Below are 20,462 nucleotides of genomic sequence, written 5' to 3' on the forward strand. Positions count from 1 at the left end.
CCGTCACAGGCGTGTTCGATTGGGGAAGCGCGAGCACTCCGTTCGCGCTTTTGCCGATCAGGAGCGCACGACGTGAGCGAACTGCACCTTCCGAACCGAATCCGTCGTCTCGCAGTCGAGCGCCGGGACCGGCCGGCGGTGACCGAAGGCGAGACCACCCTGACCTACGGTGAGTTCGACTCGTACAGCAACCGGGTCGCGTCCGCGCTGACCGAACTGACGTCGGCGCCCGGACGTGTCGGCGCGCTCTTGCGCATGGGCATGCCCGGAGTGGCAGCGTTCGTCGGATGCGCGAAGGCCGGTCTCGTGTTCACGCCCCTCAACTGGCGGCTCACGCCGGACGAGGTGGCCGCGATCGCTGTGGACGCGCGACTCGAGGTTCTGATCGTCGATTCCGAGTTCGCCGCCTCAGCCGAAGCGATTGTTGCGGCAGCGCCGCACGTGCGTGTCGTCGTGGTCGGGGCCCCCGAGGCCGTGTTCGGAGCACGAGTGTGGGACGAGTTCGTAGCGGAGGGCGATGACACCGATCCCGGCCGGGGAGACGATCCCGAGGCGGAACTGCTACAGCTGTACACCTCCGGAACCACCGGAAGGCCGAAAGGCGTTGTCATTGTTCACCGGAACCTGTACAACGTCCCGGAGACCTTCGCCTTGTACGAATTCGAGGACGAGTCCGTCTCCTTGAACGCTCTGCCCTTGTTCCACATCGCGGGTGCGGGCTGGCTCAGCACTTCGTTGTCGGCGGGGCTGCACACGATTCTGCTCGGCGAGTTGCGTCCGGCGCTGGTGGCAGAAGCGATCGCCGAACATCGCGTCAGTCATACGTTCCTCGTACCCTCCGCAATCGGCATGCTGCTCGAGTTACCGGATCTCTCCGATTACGATCTGTCGAGCCTCGAGGTGATCGCGTACGGTGCCTCACCCATCACTCCCGCGGTGCTCGCGCGGACGATGGACACCCTGGGGTGCCGCATGGTGCAACGCTACGGAATGACCGAGACCACGGGCGCGCTCACCGCCCTGCGCGCCGACGACCACGATCCCCGCGGCACTCGCACTCATCTTCTGCGCTCGGCTGGAAAGCCACTGCCCGGTACCGAAGTACAGATCCGCGATATCGCCACGGGAGAGCCACTTCCGCAGGGTGAAACCGGCGAGATCGTGTCGCGCTCCCGCAACAACGTCTCGGGTTACTGGCGTCGCGACGCCGAGTCGGCCACGCTGCACACAGAGGACGGCTTCCTGCGGACCGGCGACGCGGGGCACCTCGACGAGAACGGCTACCTCTACGTCACCGACCGGGTGAAGGACATGATCATCACGGGCGGAGAGAACGTGTATCCCGTCGAGGTCGAAGCCGTGCTGGCCGAGCACCCGGCCGTCGCGGAAGTGGCTGTGGTCGGGATGCCGGACGACCGATGGGGAGAAGCGGTGACCGCCGCGGTCCGCATCGCCGACGGAATCGATCCGCCGTCCGAGGAAGAACTCGTCGCCTTCACCACCGCTCGACTCGCGTCCTACAAGAAGCCTCAACGGATCCACATCGTCGCCGAACTGCCCAGGAATGCCAGCGGCAAGATCCTCAAGCGCACGCTCCGGGCCACTCTCGGCACGTCCGAGAGCGCCGCCCGATGATCGACCGGTCGAGCCGAACGCCGAGATACGCGGTGTGCCGACGGGGTTTCCGGTCACCTACGATGACGGCGTGGACCTGCATCTCGTGACCTACTTCGTGGCTGTCGTCGACCACGGTGGGATCACGAAAGCCGCGCAGTCCCTCTATATTTCGCAGCCGTCACTGTCCCAGGCCATCCGCACCCTCGAACGTCGCCTGGACACGACTCTCTTCGACCGCACTGGACGGCGCCTCACGCTCACAGCGGAAGGGCGGGTTCTCGAGGTCGCGGCGCGGCGCATCCTCGCCGATGTAGACCGCGCCAAGCAGAAAGTCGCTGCCGTCCGCAATCTCGAGGCCGGACGGGTGGAACTCGTGACGTTCTCCGCCTTCTCCGTCCACCCCGTCGTCACGCTCGTCCAGCAGTTCCGCTCCCGCTACCCGGGCATCACCGTGAATGTTCTCGATGCCGACGGACCGGCGGGCGTACATGCGGCACTGCGCCGCGGCGAAGCCGAGATCGGTGTCACCGACATGACGGTGGAGCACGCGGGGATGATCACCGTCCCGATCCTCGAGCAAGAGATGGTGCTCGCCATGCACCCGGACCTCGCCGCCGACGTTCCTGATCCTGTGACCCGCGCGCGCGTCCGGGCGATTCCGCTCGTCCTCGACCTCGGGTCACGCGCGAATGCGGCCCGGGTGGGCGAACTGCTCGGTGAGCAGAACGTCGTCGTCGATTGTGCGCATCCCGCCGCCATCTGGGAATTCGTCATGCGTGGCACCGCAGCGACAGTGGCATCGCGGCCAGTCGCGCAGCAACTCATGCCCGGTGCTGCGATCCGGTCGCTGGATCCTCCGATCATGCGACCGGTCGGACTGGTGCTGCGCTCCGGGGAGCCCTCCCCGGCCGCCGCCGCGTTCCTCACGTCCGCGACCACCGGCAACCGGGGAGTATAGCGATGGAGTTCCGACAGGTCGAGTATTTCCTCGCCGTTGTCGAAAACGACGGAATCAACGGTGCCGCAGCCGCATTGGGTGTCGCGCAGCCGACGGTGTCCCAAGCACTCCGGAGCCTCGAACGGGAACTCGGCGTCAACCTGTTCCACCGCATCGGTCGCGGAATGGTGCTCACCGCAGCAGGAAAGAGCCTGATCGGTCCCAGCCGTCAGATTCTGCGTGACGTGAACGCGGTGGAGGAACTGCTCTCCGACGCCACCGACGATGTAACGGGCAGCCTCGATCTGATGGTGTTTCCGGCACTTGCCACCGGCCCGATCGTCGACCTGGTGGCGCGCTTCCGGCGCGCCCACCCGAGGTCCACCGTGCGGTTCGGCGACCTCAGGTCCGAAGAACTCGCCGCAGGGGTGATCCGGGACGGGCACTGCGAATTCGTCATGGCGCACCTGCCGCTCGAAGACGGTGTCGGCCTGGAAGTCATCGAACTCGGTGAACAGGAATACTGGCTCGCGTACCCGCCCGGCACGGATCTGCCGCCAGGGGCGGTGGCCCTGGCCGCGCTGCCCGACATTCCGATGGTGTTCGTGCCACGCGGCGGCGGGGCGATGAGCGACGAGATCGACTACGCGATGCGCCGCGCGGGAGTGCGGCGCCCGATCGCCGTGCTGACGGCACACCGAGAAGCGCGACTGCCGATGGTGCTCGCGGGCCTCGGCGGGTCGTTCGTCGAGCGGTCGCTGGCCGAGTCGGCCCAGGACGTCGCCGTGGTGCGGGCATGCGAACCCACCTTCACCCGGCCGTTCGGCCTCGCCTTCGCACCCGAATCTCTGTCGAAGGCCGGGCGGGCCTTCGTGGACCTGATCCGGTCCACGAAGACCCGGTCCTGAGCAGCGGTCAGGAGACGCGTTCGAAGATCGCCGCCAGACCCTGTCCGCCACCGATGCACATGGTCTCGAGCCCGTATCGGGCTTCGCGGCGCTGCAACTCGCGGGCGAGCGTCGCGAGCATCCGGCCGCCGGTAGCGCCGACGGGGTGCCCGAGCGAGATACCGGAACCGTGGACGTTGGTGCGCTCGAAGTCGGCGGCCCCGAACTTCCATTCGCGGGTCACCGCCAGGGCCTGAGCCGCGAACGCCTCGTTGAGTTCGATGACGTCGACGTCGGCCAGGGTGATTCCGGCCTTGGCGAGGGCGATCTCGGTCGCCGGCACGGGACCGATCCCCATGATCTCGGGCGCGACCCCCGCCACTCCCCACGACACGATGCGGACGAGCGGCGTGAGGCCCAGGTCGGCGGCCTTCTGCGGGGTCGTGACCAGAGCCATCGACGCGGCGTCGTTCTGGCCGCTGGCATTACCGGCCGTCACGGTGGCCTCCGGGTCCTGCTTGCCCATGATCGGGCGGAGCGCTGCGAGTGTTTCCAGACTGATGTCCGCGCGAGGATGCTCGTCGGTGTCGACGACCTGTTCGCCCTTGCGGCTGCGCACGGTCACGGGCACGATTTCCTCGGCGAGGATGCCGTTCGCCTGCGCGGCCACCGCCCGCAGGTGGGAGTTCAGGGCGAGTTCGTCCTGCTCGGCGCGCGAGATCGAGTACTCGGCGCGCAGGTTCTCTGCGGTTTCGATCATGCCGCCTGGTACCGGGTGGAAGCGGCCACCGGCGGTCGAGCGGGCGCGCACGAGGCCGTCGTGCATCTGCACCCCGTTTTTCGCACCACCCCAGCGGATGTCGGTGGAGTAGAACGCGGCGTTGCTCATCGACTCGGTGCCGCCGGCGACGACAAGATCGTTGTCGCCGTTGCCGACCTGCAGGGCGGCCTGGATCACGGCCTGCAGGCCCGACCCGCACCGGCGATCGATGTGCATGCCCGGGACGGTCACGGGCAGGCCCGCGTCGAGAGCGACGACGCGCCCGATCGCGGGTGCTTCACTGTTGCCGTTGCAGTGGCCGAGGATGACGTCGTCGATCTCGTCGGGGGCGACTGCGGTTCGGTCCAGCATTCCCTTCAGTGCTGCGACACCGAGGTCGACGGCGGTGAGGGACTTGAACATTCCGCCGTAGCGGCCGATGGGGGTACGGACGGGCTCGCAGATGACAACTTCGCGCATGACGACTCTTTCAGGAGAAGTGACGAGGTGACGGGGATGTCACATGAAGCGACCGCCGGTGACCTCGAGTACGGTCCCGGTCATGTACGACGACATGTCCGACGCGAGAAAGAGTGCAACCGAAGCGATTTCACCGACTTCACCGGGACGGCCCATCGGAATCTCGCTCATCTTCCGATCCCATGCCTTCTGCGGCATTGCCTCGGTCATCGCGGAGCGGATCAAACCGGGCTGGATTGCGTTGACGCGCACGCCGTGATGCGCCATTTCCTTGGCAGCCGCTTTCGTCAGGCCGACGATGCCGGCCTTCGCCGCCGAGTAGTTCGTCTGACCGACCATCCCCACCTTGCCGGACAACGACGAGATGTTGACGATCGCGCCGCGCTTGGCCTCACGCATGATCGCCGAGGCCTTGCGGGTGCCGTTCCACGTGCCCTTGAGGTGGACGCCGATCACGAGGTCGAAGTCCTCCTCGGTCATCGTGCGCATGGTGGCATCGCGGGTGATACCGGCGTTGTTGACCACCACGTCGAGCGAGCCGAACCCGTCGACAGCCTCTGCCAGCAGTGCGTCCCAGTCCTCCGCCACGACGACATCACTGCGCACAGCACGGGCAACCTCGCGACTACCGAGTTTTTCCGCCGCGGCGGTGGCCGCGTCGAGGTCAAGGTCACCGATCACCACACGAGCACCCGCTTCGACGAATTCGCGGGCGATGGCGAAACCGATCCCCTGTGCTCCACCGGTGACGACAGCAGTGCGGTTTTCGAGCAAAGACATCAGGTTTCCTTTCGGCGGGCCGAAAAACGCCCGGGAGCAGATCGATGCGTCGAATATAACGGCGGGATCCGGTGTATCGCCCCCACCTGTCCATCGACAATGCCTATACGGCGATGGCGCCATTCGTATTGGACTTGCCGTGCAGGCAAGACGGAAAGTGGAGGTCATGACACTCTCGACACAGGCGGCAGAGGTCGACGACGACGACTTCCGCGAGATCCTCACCCAGACCCGTGCGTTCGTGCGCAACGTGGTCGTGCCGCGGGAACAGGAGATTGCCGAGACGAACGCGATCCCCGACGACGTCCGCCGCGCGGCGAAGGACATGGGTCTGTTCGGGTATGCGATTCCGCAGCAGTGGGGTGGTCTCGGCCTGAACCTCGTCCAGGACGTCGAACTCGCGATGGAGTTCGGCTACACCACACTGGCGTTGCGGTCGATGTTCGGTACCAACAACGGAATCGCCGGTCAGGTTCTGGTCAACTTCGGCACCGACGAACAGAAGCAGAAGTGGCTCGAGGGCATCGCCTCCGGAGAGGTCGTCGCATCCTTCGCGCTCACCGAACCCGGCGCCGGATCGAACCCGTCGGGACTTCGCACCAAGGCCGTGCGCGACGGCGAGGACTGGGTGATCACCGGCGAGAAGCGGTTCATCACCAACGCTCCGCTGGCCGACCTGTTCGTCGTCTTCGCCCGCACCCGCCCCGCCGATGATCGCGGCCCGGGTATCGCGGTGTTCCTCGTTCCCGCCGGCACCGACGGTGTCCAGGTCGGTAGCAAGGACGCGAAGATGGGGCAGGAAGGCGCCTGGACCTCCGACGTGCACTTCGACGGCGTACGGGTTCCCGCCTCCGCACTGGTCGGAGGCAGTGAGGACGTGGGGTACAAGGCAGCGATGGTATCGCTGGCCCGCGGACGTGTGCACATCGCCGCCCTGTCGGTCGGGCAGGCACAGCGGGCGCTGGACGAGTCGGTAGCCTACGCCGCGACCGCGACGCAGGGCGGCACACCCATCGGCGACTTCCAGTTGGTCCAGGCGATGCTCGCCGATCAGCAGACCGGTGTGATGGCCGGTCGCGCGCTCGTACGCGACGCGGCACGGGCCTGGGTCGACGAGACCGACCGGCGCATCGCGCCCTCGGTGGCGAAGCTCTACTGCACCGAAATGGTAGGCAAGGTCGCAGATCTGGCGGTGCAGATCCACGGCGGGACCGGCTACATGCGGGACGTGCCGGTCGAGCGAATCTACCGCGACGTGCGTCTGCTGCGACTGTACGAGGGCACCAGTGAGATTCAGCGCCTGATCATCGGGGGTGGCTTGGTGAAGCAGGCGCAGCGCGGCTGACCCTCGGTCACGGATCGACTACGGGTTCGGGTGTGGAATCCCGCAGGACTCCACACCCGAACACGTAGTCCGTCAGCTGATTTCGAGTTCACCCATCCGCGACCACTCCGTACCGGGAATCTCCGTGTTGAGAATGCGCGGGGTCTCGGCAAGAACCGGTCGCATCGCGTCGAGGCCGTTGCGGAAGTGATCGGACTTCACGTGCGCTGCTCCGGCGTCCTCGTCCCTGAATGCCTCGACGAGAACGAATTCGGACGGGTCGTCCACGCTCCGGGACCAGTCGAACCACAGATTTCCGGGTTCCTTGCGGGTCGACTCCGTGAAATCCGCGGTCGTCGCGAGCCAGTCGTCCTGATGCTCGGACAGCACCTTGAAGCGGACCACGATGAAGATCATCTTGCCTCCGGTCAGTAGATGTTCGAGGGACGGATCATGCCTTCGGCGAGGTCGCCGAAGCCGGGCGCGTGGATCGCCCCCGGGTTGCCGACGACCTCCTCGACCACGGCCGTCTCGGTCGTGATGAGCAGGGCCGCGATCGACGCCGCACTTTCGAAGGCCGCCCGGGTGACCTTGAACGGGTCGATCACGCCCTCGTCGAACATATCGCCGTACTCACCGGTGAGTGCATTGAATCCGTGACCGAGCGGCAAGCCTTCGACCACCTGGACCACGTGATCGCCGTCGAACCCCGCATTGATGGCGATGCGCCGCACGGGTTCGGCGAGTGCCCGTCGCACGACGTCACGCCCGACCGCTTCGTCACCCGGAAGATCCAGGTCGGCCAGTGCCCGGTGCGCCTGCCCCAGTGCGGTGCCACCGCCGGCGACCACACCCTCCTCGAGGGCCGCACGCGTCGCGGCGAGCGCATCCTCGACCCGCAGCATCCGTTCCTTGAGTTCGACGCTGGTGGCGCCGCCGACCTTGATGACGGCGACACTTCCGGTCAGTCGCGCCAGGCGGAGCTGCAGTGCGTCCTGGTCGGCATCGAGGCGGGCCCGACCGAGTTGGGCCTCGAGCTGCGCGATGCGGGACTCCACGAGTTTCGGATCGCCGTGACCGCCGACGATCGTCGTATCGTTCTCGGTCACCGTGACGCGGTCGCACGATCCGAGGTGATCGGCGGTGACCTCCGACAGTTCGATGCCGGTGTCCTTGGCGACGACATGGCCTCCGAGCGCTACGGCGAGATCCTCGAGTTCCGCGACTCTCCGGTGGCCGAAGCCGGGGGCGCGCACGACGACGGACTGCATCGTCTTGTGCATGTTGCCGCCGACGAGCAGGTGCAGGGCCGGACCGTCGACGTCCTCTGCCAGCACGACCAGTGGCCGGTCCGCCCGCTTGGCCGCCTCGATGCTCGGCATGATGTCCTGCACCTGGCTGATCTTCTTGTTGGTGAGCAGCACCAGGGGGTTCTCGTGGACGGACTCCATCCGCTCGGCGTCGGTGATCATGTACCCGGAGATGTAGCCGTGGTCGAACTCGATTCCGTCGACGACGTCCACAGACATCCCGAGCGTGTCCGATTCCTCGGTGGTGACGACGCCGGAGCGTCCGGCGTGGACGACCGCGTCGGCGATGACCTCGCCGATCGAGTCGTCGTCGCCGGCTGCGAGCGACGCGATGCGAGCGAGGTCGTTGCGGTCTCTGATCTGCACGGAGTGGGTGCGGACCGCATCGACGACGACGGGGACCGTGCGCTCGATACCGCGACGCACACGCATCGGGTTGGCACCGGCCTCGACGGCGCGGAGCCCTTCTCGCACCATGGCTTGCGCGAGCACGGTCGCAGTGGTCGTTCCGTCGCCCACCGTGCCGTTGGTCTTCATCGCGACTTCCTTGACCAACTGCGCTCCCATGTTGGCGAAGGGGTCGCGCAGTTGGATCTCGCGGGCGATCGTGACACCGTCGTTGGTGATGGTCGGCGGACCGGTCAGTTTCTCCAGTACTGCGTTACGGCCCTTGGGGCCGAGTGTCACCTTCACCGCGTCGGCGAGGGCGTTGACTCCGTATTCCAGCAGCGTGCGGGCTTCCTGCTCGAACCGCAGATCCTTGGCCATGTACAGATTCCTTTCGTGAGCGGAGCGCGGTTCAGGGGACGAGGATCGCGCGGCCTCGGACGCGACCGGCGTCGAGGTCGTCGATCGCCCGTTGGAAGTCGCCGAGCGGGTATTTCGTGGTGTGGAGCCCGACCTTGCCCTGCGCGGCGAGGACCATCAGGTCCTGCAGATCGTTGTAGGAGCCGACGAGATTGCCGATGAAGTTGATCTCCGTCGAGATGATGTCGATGGTCGGGACGTCGATGTTCTCGCCGTAGCCGACTACGTAATAGCTGCCGGCACGTCGCAGCATCGCCACGCCTTCCTCGGTTGCGCCGCCCTCGCCCACGAAGTCCACGACAGCTTCGGCGCCGTTGCCACCGGTGAGATCGAGGACCTGCTGCACGTGGGTGCCGTCCGCGACGATCGCCTGGTCGGCCCCGATCTCGGCCGCGAGTTTCACAGCGTCGGGATTTCGGTCGACTACGACGAGGGTGGCCGGCGAGATCGCCTTCAGTACCTGGATGCCGATGTGACCGAGACCGCCGGCGCCGATCATCACACAGGTGTCGCCGGGACGAAGCACCTTCGCCGCCTTGGCAACTGCGTGATAGGCCGTCAGGCCGGCGTCGGCGAGGGCTGCGACATCCGCGGGTTCGAGCGAGTCGTCGATTCGCACGACGCTACGGGCCGTGGTCCGCAGGAATTCCGCGTAGCCACCGTTGGTGTCGATGCCGGGAAAGGCGCTGTTCTCACAGTGGACATCGTCGCCGGAGCGGCATGCGCGGCACTGTCCGCACGTGATCAACGGGTGCAGGATCACCTTGTCGCCCACCGCGACGTTCGTGACCGCTTCGCCGATCGCATGTACCCACCCGGCGTTCTCGTGGCCGATCGTGTACGGCAGTTCGACGCCGCTCTTCTCTGCCCACTGGCCTTCGAGGATGTGGATGTCGGTGCGGCACACCCCGGCTCCGCCGATGCGCACGATCACGTCGAACGGGCCTTCCACTTCCGGTTCCGGAATCTCGGTGAGCTGGAGTTTCGTGTGGTAGCCCACGACCTGCACGGCCTTCATGACACCCTCCTGGCTGGAACGGACGAGGTTGATCGGACGTCGACGATCCGTGGTCCTGCGATGCCGTCGTCGTCGGCGTAGCGGGTGGCGAGCAGACCCCGGCAGAAGTGGGAGTTGCCTTCGATGGAGATCCGCACGGACTTCGCGAACCGCAGGCGCATCGGGATCGCATCCGGCGCGATCGGTGTGCCGTCGTCGTCGACGAATACCCGCCCGGCCGGACACAGCGTCAGGCCGATCGCGAGTCGACGGCGGAGCAGAGCCGACCGGTACCGGCCCGCCGGGATGTCACTCAGAGTCAGCGACGGGAGAGCATCGAGTGTCAGCGCGGTCTCGCGGAGAAGCGCTTCGACGCACCGTTCGAGTGCCGCGAGATGCGCTTTGCGGAGGAAGGTGCGCCGCAGGTCGTCGAGGCTGTCCACTGCCTCGACCCCGAAGGTCCCCTGATATCCCGCGTTCGCCGCAAGGCCACTGTTGATCTTCTGGCTGTCGTGGTGATCGTCGAGCAGGACTCGAACCCGTCCCACCCCTTCGACGCCCTCGAGCACGTCCTGCGCATCCGAGACCATCAGGTAGGCGAAATTGGGTGAGCAGAAGGCTGTGGGCAGGCGCAGGTGCACGGTCACACCCTCGTCGTCGAGCAGCACCGAACGGACGAACCCGAGATCGGTGATGGGCTCGTCCAGTTCGGGATCCACGACCTCCGACAACGCCCGCAGGACGTCGTCGGAGGTCACCGGTTCGCCGGTCATGACGACACCGCATCCTGCGCGCCCGCGGCGACGTCGACCCCTTCCTGTCCTGCCGGCTCGGCGAGCCGCAACTCGGAGGGCACGTCGATGTCGTAGAGCGCGGCGGCGTTGAGACCGAGGATCTTCTTCTTCTGGTCGATCGTCAGGGGTGCGTACTCCGTCATGTCCTCCGGGATCTGGAAGTCGACGAACTTCTCGATCAGCCAACGCGGTGTCCACAGGGCGTAGTCGCTCGAGAAGAGAATCTTGTCCTCCCCGATCCAGTACATGAGCTCACCGATGATCTGCGCGAAATAGCGCGGGCGGGTGTGGATGAACGGGATCGCCACCGCCAGGCCGCCGTACACATTCGACTCCTGGGTCGCGATCCAGCAGAAGTCCTCGAGGCGGGGCAGACCGACATGTTCTACCACGAACCGCAGATCCGTGTAATCGGTGGCCACCTTGTCGATGTCGGCGACGTCGAAGGCATCGCGGTCCAGCGGCCGGATCGTCGGTCCTTTGTGGACGTGAATGTTCTTGATACCCAGTTCGATACATTCTTCCAAGTATCGGCGTGACCACATGTCGTCGAGCTTGTATCCGCGTGAGTCGCCGAACCATTCGGCGGTGTAGAGCTTGACCCCCTGCAGATTCATGCTCTCGGCGTCCCGGCGCAACTGCTCGAGGCCGGCCTCCCCGTTCCGCGGATCGTAAGCGTGGTTGTAGGTGAGCTTGCCGGGATGCTTGCGGGTCAGCGCAAGACACTCCTCCGTCTGCCCGAAACCGGTTTTGTAGAACTCGCTCAGCAGGGTCGCCTGGAAGATGGCGTGGTCGACGTAACCGTCGACGAACAGGTCCTTCATGAACCTCTCGCTGCCGTAGTAGGCGTAGGTGTCGAAGTCCCACACCTCTTCCTGCGGACTGAGATTCTTGTGGTAGTCGTAGAAGCAGTCGATGAACTGCTGGCCGTGAATGTTCCTCAGGTTGGAGGGACGCGCGTCCCAGATGTGAACGTGCGAATCGACGATGAAGTAGTTTTCGTCATCCTTGGTGTACATACCGTCCTCGATTCCTAGGGCGCGGTGAGGTCGAAACCGATGTACTCGGCGGCGTCCTCGGGGCTGGCGAACAACATGGTCCTGTCATCGAGGTGCACCATGCGTCCGTAATGGGTGGAACTGATCTCTTCGAAGACGGATCCGTCGAACTCGCTGCCGAGCGCGTCGGTGAGTTCGTCGTAGTCGAACTCGAGAAGCTTCGTGCCGTCGACGCGGATCATCGAGGGGTACTCCGTCAAGTCCACCCCCTCCTTGGCGCCCATCACGTCCGCGACGACACGTCCGATAGGGGTATTCATGAGAGTCACACCGCATCGGTCGGAGATCTCGGTGGAGGATCCGAAATTCATAGTCACTGTTCCAGCTCCTTCGGTGCTTCCAGACCGATCTCCTCGAGCAGAGTTCGGAACTTGGTCGAGGCGGATTCGAGACTCGTGGCGAACGTGATCGCCTTGTCGGACGGTTGCGACCAGATCGGCTGCAGCGACCGGGCCGCCTCGATGCAACGCGGCACCCAGGTGCTCATCCAGGTGGAGAACAACTCCTTGTTCGCATCTCCGAACTCTTCGTCCCGCGTGAGCATCCGGAACAGTGCTCGCGTGTATGCGAGATCGCGGTCGTAGTCGTGCTCGCCGGTGCCGACGATCGTCGGCGTGATGTAGTCGCCGTTCCGTGCTGCTATCTGCATGATCAGTTCGGATCTGAAGAGTGATCCCACCAACTGCTCGTAGACGATATTGGTGGCGAACAGCAGTTCGCACCAGTCGCCCACCGCAGTCAGCCGTTCGACCACCTCGCGGGTCGCCTGCCACTCGGGAGCGGACTGCCAGACCTCCTTGTGCACCGTTCCGTCGAACGGCACACCGGATTCGGAGAGGTCGAGGTTGAACAGCGCGAGATCCTGTGCGAAACGCAGCTTGTGCGCCGCGTTGACCGCCACCGCGGTGTTGATCATATTGGTCGGACCGGACCGCTGTATCGAGGTGAACACATGCAGTCCCAGACCGTGCTCCGCATGCATCCATGCACCGAGATTGCGGGCGATGAAGGTGAGCCAGGGAGTGTTCCAGGCCTCGTACGCGTCGGCTCGTTTCGCGTTCTTCAGGCACAGGTCCACCTGCCGCACGACCGCTGCGTTGTTACGGTAGATAGATTGGTCCCATTCTTCGTTGGGATCCCGGAACTGGTGCCAGTCCGATGATTTCGCGAGGGTCCATTCCTTCGGGTAGCCACCTGGGCCCTGAGCGAACCCGTAGATCCAGCCCTGGCTCAGGTACCGCTCGGGGTCCGGTTGCACGTCGACCGTGACGTCCTCGTAGGTTGTCGCCCGTAGCTTCGCGGGCTTGTAGTAGTTGTACGTGCGGCTCTTCGAACTCGGGAACTCCAGGGCGCCGGCCTCGGCATCGGTGAATTCGATACTGGGGAAACTGCGCCGCGCGGGATCTGCGGTGGCGGTCATCTGCGGATTCTCCTGTCGCTGGGACGAAATGGGGAACTCGATCAGTCGAAGGTCGGGCTGGTGAACTTGTCGTAGAAGATCTGGTCCTTGGGCACGCCCCTGCTCTCGAGCAGGTCCAAGGTCGCGTCGACCATCGGAGGCGGCCCGCAGAGGTATGTCTCGCACCGGTGCAGTTCGCTCTCGCGGGCTCCCACGACCTCCGGGACCATTCCCGTCTCCACTCCCGCAACCCCTTCGGGAAGAGAGTCCGAATTCTCCGACAAGCATGGCACGAAGACGAAGTCCCGTAACGTATTTGCAAAATCTCGTATCTCGTCGAGGTAGAAGAGATCGGCGGCGGTGCGGGCACCGTAGTAGAAGCGGACCGGCCGGGGATCTCCGGTGTCACTCATGTGCCGGAGCAACGACAGGATGGGCGCCATCCCCGCCCCGCCACCGATGCAGACGACGGGGAGTACGTGGCCTTCCTTGAGGGTCGACGATCCGTAGGGTCCGTTCAGGTGCACCTCGTCGCCGAGGTTCAATCCGCCGTCCAGCAGGCCCGAAAAGACCCCGCCCGGATACTTCTTGATGAGGAACTGGACACGATCGGAGGTCGCGGGTGCGGTGGCCATCGAGAACGAGCGGTGGTCCTCCGTGCCCGGGATGGTGATGTCGGCGTACTGCCCGGCCTTGAATTCGAAGATCTCCGGTTCGAGCGGCCGGAGGACGAGGGAGACGATGTCCCGGGTCACGGGCTCGATGGCGAGCACCCGGGCGCGCACGTTCTGGATGGGCACACCGCCGAGAAGTTCGTCTTTGTCGAAGTTGAGCAACTCGATGGTGCAATCGCTGAACGAGTGTGCGCGGCAGAGTAATACATAACCCTCCTCCACCTCCGAGTCGTTGCACGCGAACGTCGAGTACCGATCCATCTGGATCTCGCCGTCGAGGACGTAGGACTTGCAGGCCGAGCACTGCCCTTCACGGCATCCGTGCATCAGGTGGATGCCCTGCCGGAAGGCCGCGTCGAGAATCTTCTCGTCCTCGTCGACGTCCATCTCTATGTCGACGGGTTCGAAGTGGATGCGGTGAGTGTCGGCCACAGTAGACCTCCTGTGCTTCAGGGGAGAACCCGGCCGGTGCAGATGCGAGAATGCATTCGCGCCGGCCGGATCGGGTCGAGTCAGAGCGGAGTCGCGCCGGCCCGGTACTGCGCGACGTGCGCTTCACGTTCTGCATCGGTCATCTGGTTCAGCAGCACGTTGGGGCTCTGGAAGGTATTTCCCCGTACGTCGTCGAGAGTCCACATCTTCTTCGGGTCGAGATCGAGGTGTGGCTGCCCGACCAGGGTCTTGCCGTCGTCGCGCACGTACCCGAGGTCCTGGACGATGTCGGCGAGATCTTTGTCGTGGTGCAGCGTCTCCCATTCGCGGAAGCCGGTGAGGCGACCCATGTTCGGGGTCTCGCGGCCCTCGTACTCACTACGGAAGGCGACGGCGTCGGTCCAGTAGCAGGGCTCGGAACAGTAGGTGCGCCACTGGCCGTCGACCTTCTCCACCACCATGTCCTCGCGGATCAGGCACGGCACCATGCAGGTCCAGCACCGGTGGGGATACTGGTATCCGACGTCCTCGAATGCGATCGGCTTGTTGCGTCCGGGATGCGCGAGCCGGTTGTAGTTCTCCCACCACTTGCCGAACTTCGAGTACCAGCCGGGGTACTTCTCCTCGAACCATTCGAAATCGGCGTCTGTCATGGCGTCGATCCGCCAGTAGTTGACCGGCCAGCCGGTCGCGAAGAAGCGCGCCACCTCGTGCACGTAGCTCTTCTCGGTGATGCGCTTCCATGCCTCCTCGACGAGATCGTGCGGGATGGTCAACCCGTACTTCTCGAGCGGCAGCAGGTAGCTGCGGTAGTAGTCGTCGTAGATCCATCGCCGCCACATCTCCGCATAGGATTCGCGATCCTTCCGGCGGTCCTTCGTGCCGTACTCGATGAACGTGCCGATAGCGGCGTCGACGACGCAGTGATTGTTCCACCAGGCATAACGCAGGTCCCGTTCGAGCAGCGGACGGTTGCGTTCGTCTGCGAGGGCCATGAGCAGGATGGAATAGCCGTTGGAGATGTGCCGGGACTCGTCCGACTGCACCGAATGGAAGACCGTGGGCAGGAGGTAGTCGCCGTTGGCTGCGGCCTCGTCCGGCATCGCGACGAAAAGCGTATTGGTGAAAGCGGTTTCCGCGACTACCGTGAGGTAGATGTTCGCCGCGGTGATCGCGTCACCGGTGATGAAGCCTTCACCGAACTGACGGCCGATGGTGCCGGCGTAATTGTTCGCGAACGCTTTCTCCGTGATATCGAATCCCGCGGGATCGATGTAGTTGTTCATGTAGAGCTTCTTGAGGTTCATCTGGATCGTCGAGTGACGAACCTCGTCGATCATCTGCACCGCGAGCCCGTTGTGGATCTCCGGATTCGGTACGGCGTCGATCGCCATGGGCATGGCACGCGCCGCCGAAATCTCGGGAAACGGGATGATCGACAGGAACAACTTCTGCCATTCGAGCCACCGCTGCTGGACCTGACGGAACATGTTGCCGCGGATCGCGCCGTCCATCGCGCCGTAGACACGGTTGTCCTTCTCCTCTTCCATGGGGAAGTACGACCGCATGATCTGCTTCAGCGGATCCTTCTTCGGCGCCCGCTCGAAGGTGTAGTCGGTGCCGAAGCGGGTCGCTGGGGTCGCGAAGGTGGGCTCCCACGACAGTTCGGTGATCTTCGCATGCGCCTTGGTGAGGCTCTGCCTGCTCAATGTGTGCCTCCTGGATCGGGAGCCGGCTGACACCGGCCGTCGGGAGATCGGGGTCCTGCGATACAACCGCGGAAGCGACGCACAATCTGTCTCAATGTGAGACATGGATCACAGTCGGTCGCGTTAAAGTGACCTCAATCCATCCGCACAGTGACCCGCAGCGACCGAGAATCCGGGGGATCGACGGTGAGTACAAAGAGACCGGGCGCTGCATCCGAATACCCAGCGGCCCGCGACGAACCGGAAATCAGCGCGACCGGACCCAGCGACCGGGGGCGGACGCGGAACTGGCTGCGCGTGTCATGGCAGCGATCGGAACAGGCCAACGTCGACCCCGATCAGCCGGGCGCCGACTACATCGACCCGGATTCGCTGGACACCGTGCTGACCCGAGCGGCGGCACCGGTGCTGGATGCGATGGCCCGGGAGATCGACAACGAGCCGGTGTCGCTCATCCTGACCGACGCTTCGGGAACCGTGCTGCGTCGCCGCCTCGGAGACGCGGGACTCGCTGCTGCACTCGACAGTGTTCATCTGGCTCCGGGATTCCGGTACGCCGAGAGCAACGTAGGAACGAACGGTATCGGGACGTCACTCGAGGTGGGCGCTCCACTACTCATTCGTGGCGACGAACACTACAACGGACGTCTGCGCCGCTTCTCGTGCGCGGGCGCTCCGGTGACACATCCGGTGACCGGCGCTCTGCTCGGGGCCGTGGATCTGACCACACTTGCGGAGAACTCCAACTCGCTCCTGCTGTCGTTCGCCAAGATGGTCGCGCAGCGGATCCGTGAACAGATCCTCGAGGAGGCCGGCGAACTCGATCGGGCGCTGCTGCGCGACTACCACCTCGCCTGCCAGCACACCGGTCGGCCGGTCATCGCGATCGGCGAGGAAGTGCTCATGATCAACCAGCTCACCCAACGAGTGTTCGATTCGCGGGATCAAGCGGCGATCATCGACCACACGCGGGACTCGCGAGGCAGGACCGAACAGTTCACGCTGCTCGCCGACCTCCCGAGTGGCGTGACCGCGCGGTTGTCGTATCGCCCGACCTTCGTCGACCACAGGCTCGCGGGCGGGATCGTGCACGTGAGGGAACAGGTGGATCGTCGGCGAACACGTCCTCGCGCTCGTGTCCGGACACCCGTTCTGCGTTCCGTCGCCGGAACGAGTGCCACTTGGACCCGAACCGTGGAGGAGATGATCGACGCCTGCGCGCGCAACGAGTGGCTCGTCGCGGACGGCGAACCCGGCGCGGGTCGATCCGCCCTCGTCCGGGCCGTGCACGACCACGTCAGGAACGGAAGGATTCTCGTCTCGGTGGACGCGGCGGCGTCGAGCGCACAGAGCGTACTCGAGCAGGTCGTCGCCGCGGTGGACGAAGGTTCCGACCTTCTGCTCCGGCAGATCCACCATCTCGACGGGGAGGACATCGACGCAATCGGCGACCTCCTACTCGATGTGTGCTCGAACTCCGCGACGGACCGTCCCTGGGTGGCGATCACGCTGCACGCGAGCGACGGGGCGTCCGACACCCACCCCTTGCTGCACATGTTCCCGAAGACCGTGACGGTGCCGCCGCTGCGGCACCATGTCGAAGATCTTCCCGAATTGTCCCGATTCCTGCTCGACACCATGGAAGCCGGCAGACTCGTGCTGTCCCCGGCGGCCGTCAACCAACTCGCGCGGTTGTCGTGGCCCGGCAATGTGACCCACCTGAAATCGGTGCTGGAGAAGATCTGCAGGCGGCGGCGGTCCGGAACGATCGAACTCGAGGATCTTCCTGCGGAATGCCGATCGACCACCCGCCGACGGCTGACGAAGCTCGAGTCGCTCGAGCGCGACGCGGTCGTCGAGGCCCTCGCTCTCCACAACGGTGACAAGGCCGCCGCAGCAAAGGCTCTCGGTATGTCGCGCGCGACGATCTACCGGAAGGTTCGCGAGTACGGCATCGAGTACAGAGCGAGATCTGTCAGGCCTCGCGGCCGCTCGTGACGCGTCACTCGGAGAGAACGGGCTTCACCCGGAGACGTCCCCGCAGATCGTTCCGGAGAATCTTCCCTTCCGCGGAGGTCGGCAGCGCGTCGACCCACAGCACTTCCCGAATCCTCTCGTACGGCAGTACGCGTTCGGCGACGTATGCCATCAGCTCGTCACTGTCTCTTGCCGCATCGCCCGCCGGAACGACGAATGCGACAGGTTCCTCACCGACCGCGCCGACGTCCCTGCCCACCACGGCAACCGACGACACAGACGGGTGCGACGCGGCAACTTCTTCGAGCAGGCGGGGATACACGTTGTAGCCCTTGTAGACCAGCATGTCCTTCGACCGGCCCACGATGTATACGAACCCGTCGGCATCCCGGTAGGCGATGTCGCCGGTGGCGAGCCATCCGTCGAGGAACTGGCGGGCCGCCATCTCGGGAGTCCCCAGATATCCGTCGGTGATCTGGGGTCCACGCACCCACAGTTCGCCGCGCTCGCCCTCCTCGAGGATCGTCGCCGGGTCGTCGAGTGCGCGGATTTGTATCTGGGTGTCGAACACCGGCAGCCCGGCACTCCCGACGGGACACTTCGAATCGGCGCCGAGCGGTGCGGCTGTCACCAGGCATGTGGCCTCGGTGAGCCCGTAACCCTCGACCACGCGTGCGTCGGTGAATGCCCGCCGAAGACTGTCGAGCGTCCCCGGGTCGATAGGCGACGCACCGGACGACACCACGCGAACCGACGACATATCGCGTGAGGACACGTCCGGGTGGGTGACCAGCGCCTGCCACATAGCCGGCGTTCCGGTGATGTACGAGGCGCGGTGCTGCTCGATCTCCTCCAGCACGCGGCCAGGGTCGAAGCGGCCCGACAGCACTTGGGTGAGACCGCACATCAGGAGAAAGGAGGTGTTGATCAGTGCGTGCGCATGGAACAGCGGGGAGACCACGATCGTGGATCCCACTCCCGGGACCACACCGTCGACATCCAGCCCCTGGATCCGTTCGAGAGAGACCAGACCGTCCGCGCCGGTCACCAAACGATGTCCCGCACGCCACCCGCACATCTGCGTGATGTTTCCGATGACGTTGCGGTGCAGAACGCGCACGCCTTTCGAGATACCCGTTGTTCCGCCGGTGTACGCGATGTGTGCAACATCGTCGGGGAATACGGTCGCGGGCGTGAACGACGTGCGCTGCCCTGCGATCACATCACTGAAGCGCATCGTCGCGGGGTTGCCGCCGCGCACCGACTCGTCCGAGACAACCGCGATCAGACCGACCGTCGTATCGGCCTGGGCGCGCAGGAGCGTGTCGAATTGTTGTTGCCCGGTGACGGCCGCGACAGCACCGGTCTCCTCGATCCGTCGGCGCAATTCGGGCTCGGGCTGTAACGGATTCACCGGCGACACAACCGCACCCACTCGGAGCGCACCGTAGTACGCGACGTAGAATTCGGCGCAGTTCCCGAGATGGAGGAGTACGACGTCACCAGGTTCCACACCTGTGGAGGCAAGCGCACGAGCGAATTGCGCAGACTGCTCGTCGAGTTCGCGGTAGCTGTACACGCGCTCGCCGTCGACGATCGCGGGCCGGTCGCCGTACGCAGCCGCCATGCTCGGCGCCCACACCGCCATCGAAGTCTGCGGGTACGACAGGCTCGTCGACGTCCACGTCGAACTGCCGGAAGTCATTGCCACGCCCCCGATCAGCGCGGTGCCATGCGGATGGCTCCGTCGAGACGGATCGTCTCGCCGTTGAGGTATCCGTTCTCGAGGATGTTCACTGCGAGACGGCCGAATTCGTCGGGATCACCGAGCCGCGACGGGTTCGGCACAGTCGCCTCGAGCGACTTGCGCACGTCCTCGCGCAGTCGCGCCAGCAGCGGGGTATCCATGATGCCGGGTGCGATGGTGTTGACGCGGATGCCCTTGCTCGCGAGATCGCGGGCCGCGACGATCGTCATGCCGACGATGCCGGCTTTGGACGCCGAGTAGTTGATCTGCCCGATCTGTCCTTCGAACGCGGCAGCGGATGCCGTCATCACGATCGCGCCCCGCTCTCCGTCGATCGGTTCGAGTTCGGCCATACGCTCGGCGCCGAGTCGCAACGCATTGAACGAACCGGTCAGGTTGAGCCGGATCACGAACTCGAAATCCTCGAGCGACCCGGCCTTGCCGTTCTTGTCGAGGATGCGCATCTTGCGACCGGCACCGGCGCAGTGCACGACGCCCCGGAGGCCGCCGCGCTCGTGTGCGACGTCGAGAGCCGCTGCGAACTGTTCCTCGTCGGTGACGTCGGCGGGCGCGAAGGTCGCACCGTCACCGAGTTCCGTGGCGACGTCCGAACCGTCCGACGACGGCAGGTCGATGAGCGTGACGGTACCGCCGGCCGCGAGCACGCGGCGTGCCGTCGCAAGTCCGAGGCCCGAAGCGCCGCCGGTCACGGCGACGGAAAGATCCTTGAGTTCCATGGTGTCTCGATCCTTGTGTGACGTGCGAATGCGTGG

18 protein-coding genes are annotated in these 20,462 nt (G+C 65.1%); 5 read left to right on the forward strand and 13 right to left on the reverse strand.

What is annotated here, in order from left to right; translation table 11 throughout:
- Positions 1 to 72: 72 nt before the first annotated feature.
- The 3 genes from ACFWBU_RS00060 (at position 73) to ACFWBU_RS00070 (ending at position 3,462) form a co-directional block, all read left to right on the forward strand.
- Positions 73 to 1,635: an AMP-binding protein gene (locus ACFWBU_RS00060; RefSeq protein ID WP_378527085.1), complete on the forward strand. Its 1,563-nt coding sequence runs from the start codon at positions 73 to 75 to the stop codon at positions 1,633 to 1,635.
- A 70-nt stretch (positions 1,636 to 1,705) separates the two neighbouring features.
- Positions 1,706 to 2,575, forward strand: a complete 870-nt coding sequence (locus tag ACFWBU_RS00065) for a LysR family transcriptional regulator (protein ID WP_378527086.1) — start codon at positions 1,706 to 1,708, stop codon at positions 2,573 to 2,575.
- 2 nt (positions 2,576 to 2,577) lie between these two features.
- The gene (locus ACFWBU_RS00070; RefSeq protein ID WP_378527087.1) at positions 2,578 to 3,462 is read left to right on the forward strand and encodes a LysR family transcriptional regulator; all 885 of its coding nucleotides are present in this window, start codon (positions 2,578 to 2,580) and stop codon (positions 3,460 to 3,462) included.
- A gap of 7 nt (positions 3,463 to 3,469) precedes the next feature.
- On the opposite strand, the gene ACFWBU_RS00075 is transcribed toward ACFWBU_RS00070, so the two are convergent.
- Entirely contained in the window at positions 3,470 to 4,681 is a 1,212-nt protein-coding gene (locus tag ACFWBU_RS00075; protein WP_378527089.1) for an acetyl-CoA C-acetyltransferase, read from the reverse strand.
- Positions 4,682 to 4,720: 39 nt separating this feature from the next.
- Positions 4,721 to 5,461: a 3-oxoacyl-ACP reductase FabG gene (gene fabG / locus ACFWBU_RS00080; RefSeq protein WP_378527090.1), complete on the reverse strand. Its 741-nt coding sequence runs from the start codon at positions 5,459 to 5,461 to the stop codon at positions 4,721 to 4,723.
- A gap of 166 nt (positions 5,462 to 5,627) precedes the next feature.
- Between fabG and ACFWBU_RS00085 the strand changes: the two genes are divergently transcribed.
- Positions 5,628 to 6,806, forward strand: a complete 1,179-nt coding sequence (locus ACFWBU_RS00085; protein ID WP_378527092.1) for an acyl-CoA dehydrogenase family protein — start codon at positions 5,628 to 5,630, stop codon at positions 6,804 to 6,806.
- A 72-nt stretch (positions 6,807 to 6,878) separates the two neighbouring features.
- On the opposite strand, the gene ACFWBU_RS00090 is transcribed toward ACFWBU_RS00085, so the two are convergent.
- The 9 genes from ACFWBU_RS00090 to ACFWBU_RS00130 form a co-directional block, all read right to left on the reverse strand.
- Complete coding sequence (locus ACFWBU_RS00090; protein ID WP_378527093.1) at positions 6,879 to 7,202, reverse strand: putative quinol monooxygenase; 324 nt, start codon at positions 7,200 to 7,202, stop codon at positions 6,879 to 6,881.
- An 11-nt stretch (positions 7,203 to 7,213) separates the two neighbouring features.
- The gene (groL, locus tag ACFWBU_RS00095) at positions 7,214 to 8,863 is read right to left on the reverse strand and encodes a chaperonin GroEL (RefSeq protein ID WP_378527094.1); all 1,650 of its coding nucleotides are present in this window, start codon (positions 8,861 to 8,863) and stop codon (positions 7,214 to 7,216) included.
- Between the two features lie 31 nt (positions 8,864 to 8,894).
- Positions 8,895 to 9,920, reverse strand: a complete 1,026-nt coding sequence (locus ACFWBU_RS00100) for an NAD(P)-dependent alcohol dehydrogenase (protein ID WP_378527095.1) — start codon at positions 9,918 to 9,920, stop codon at positions 8,895 to 8,897.
- Entirely contained in the window at positions 9,917 to 10,672 is a 756-nt protein-coding gene (locus tag ACFWBU_RS00105; RefSeq protein WP_378527096.1) for a metal-sulfur cluster assembly factor, read from the reverse strand. Before ACFWBU_RS00105 ends, ACFWBU_RS00100 begins: the two co-directional genes overlap by 4 nt.
- A complete protein-coding gene (locus ACFWBU_RS00110; RefSeq protein WP_378527097.1) occupies positions 10,669 to 11,712 on the reverse strand; it encodes an amidohydrolase family protein in 1,044 nt (347 codons plus the stop codon). The genes ACFWBU_RS00105 and ACFWBU_RS00110 overlap by 4 nt, the downstream gene beginning before the upstream one ends.
- A 14-nt stretch (positions 11,713 to 11,726) precedes the next feature.
- Complete coding sequence (gene mimD / locus ACFWBU_RS00115) at positions 11,727 to 12,068, reverse strand: propane 2-monooxygenase effector subunit MimD (RefSeq protein WP_072700805.1); 342 nt, start codon at positions 12,066 to 12,068, stop codon at positions 11,727 to 11,729.
- Positions 12,065 to 13,171 (reverse strand): aromatic/alkene monooxygenase hydroxylase subunit beta, encoded by a 1,107-nt coding sequence (locus tag ACFWBU_RS00120; RefSeq protein ID WP_378527099.1) that lies wholly within the window; start codon positions 13,169 to 13,171, stop codon positions 12,065 to 12,067. Before ACFWBU_RS00120 ends, mimD begins: the two co-directional genes overlap by 4 nt.
- A 41-nt stretch (positions 13,172 to 13,212) precedes the next feature.
- Positions 13,213 to 14,256: a 2Fe-2S iron-sulfur cluster-binding protein gene (locus tag ACFWBU_RS00125; protein WP_378527101.1), complete on the reverse strand. Its 1,044-nt coding sequence runs from the start codon at positions 14,254 to 14,256 to the stop codon at positions 13,213 to 13,215.
- Positions 14,257 to 14,336: 80 nt separating this feature from the next.
- Entirely contained in the window at positions 14,337 to 15,965 is a 1,629-nt protein-coding gene (locus tag ACFWBU_RS00130; protein ID WP_378527102.1) for an aromatic/alkene/methane monooxygenase hydroxylase/oxygenase subunit alpha, read from the reverse strand.
- Positions 15,966 to 16,262: 297 nt separating this feature from the next.
- On the opposite strand from ACFWBU_RS00130, the gene ACFWBU_RS00135 reads away from it, so the two are divergent.
- Positions 16,263 to 17,963: a sigma-54-dependent Fis family transcriptional regulator gene (locus ACFWBU_RS00135; protein ID WP_378527241.1), complete on the forward strand. Its 1,701-nt coding sequence runs from the start codon at positions 16,263 to 16,265 to the stop codon at positions 17,961 to 17,963.
- Between the two features lie 4 nt (positions 17,964 to 17,967).
- On the opposite strand, the gene ACFWBU_RS00140 is transcribed toward ACFWBU_RS00135, so the two are convergent.
- On the reverse strand, positions 17,968 to 19,647 hold the full coding sequence (locus ACFWBU_RS00140) for a class I adenylate-forming enzyme family protein (RefSeq protein WP_378527242.1): 1,680 nt from the start codon (positions 19,645 to 19,647) through the stop codon (positions 17,968 to 17,970).
- Between the two features lie 14 nt (positions 19,648 to 19,661).
- Positions 19,662 to 20,426 carry an SDR family NAD(P)-dependent oxidoreductase gene (locus ACFWBU_RS00145; protein WP_378527104.1) on the reverse strand — a complete coding sequence of 255 codons (765 nt, stop codon included), beginning with the start codon at positions 20,424 to 20,426 and terminating at the stop codon, positions 19,662 to 19,664.
- Positions 20,427 to 20,462: the final 36 nt, after the last annotated feature.

The organism is Rhodococcus sp. NPDC060084 (genome assembly GCF_042730335.1).
GTDB lineage: Bacteria > Actinomycetota > Actinomycetes > Mycobacteriales > Mycobacteriaceae > Rhodococcus.

Excerpts from the sequence above, each read along its gene's own strand:
- fabG (WP_378527090.1), bottom strand. The coding sequence starts at position 5,461 with ATGTCTTTGCTCGAAAACCGCACTGCTGTCGTCACCGGTGGAGCACAG.
- ACFWBU_RS00100 (WP_378527095.1), bottom strand. The coding sequence starts at position 9,920 with ATGAAGGCCGTGCAGGTCGTGGGCTACCACACGAAACTCCAGCTCACC.
- groL (WP_378527094.1), bottom strand. The coding sequence starts at position 8,863 with ATGGCCAAGGATCTGCGGTTCGAGCAGGAAGCCCGCACGCTGCTGGAA.
- ACFWBU_RS00120 (WP_378527099.1), bottom strand. The coding sequence starts at position 13,171 with ATGACCGCCACCGCAGATCCCGCGCGGCGCAGTTTCCCCAGTATCGAA.
- ACFWBU_RS00085 (WP_378527092.1), top strand. The coding sequence starts at position 5,628 with ATGACACTCTCGACACAGGCGGCAGAGGTCGACGACGACGACTTCCGC.
- ACFWBU_RS00075 (WP_378527089.1), bottom strand. The coding sequence starts at position 4,681 with ATGCGCGAAGTTGTCATCTGCGAGCCCGTCCGTACCCCCATCGGCCGC.
- ACFWBU_RS00110 (WP_378527097.1), bottom strand. The coding sequence starts at position 11,712 with ATGTACACCAAGGATGACGAAAACTACTTCATCGTCGATTCGCACGTT.
- ACFWBU_RS00090 (WP_378527093.1), bottom strand. The coding sequence starts at position 7,202 with ATGATCTTCATCGTGGTCCGCTTCAAGGTGCTGTCCGAGCATCAGGAC.
- ACFWBU_RS00105 (WP_378527096.1), bottom strand. The coding sequence starts at position 10,672 with ATGACCGGCGAACCGGTGACCTCCGACGACGTCCTGCGGGCGTTGTCG.
- ACFWBU_RS00070 (WP_378527087.1), top strand. The coding sequence starts at position 2,578 with ATGGAGTTCCGACAGGTCGAGTATTTCCTCGCCGTTGTCGAAAACGAC.
- ACFWBU_RS00145 (WP_378527104.1), bottom strand. The coding sequence starts at position 20,426 with ATGGAACTCAAGGATCTTTCCGTCGCCGTGACCGGCGGCGCTTCGGGC.
- ACFWBU_RS00140 (WP_378527242.1), bottom strand. The coding sequence starts at position 19,647 with ATGACTTCCGGCAGTTCGACGTGGACGTCGACGAGCCTGTCGTACCCG.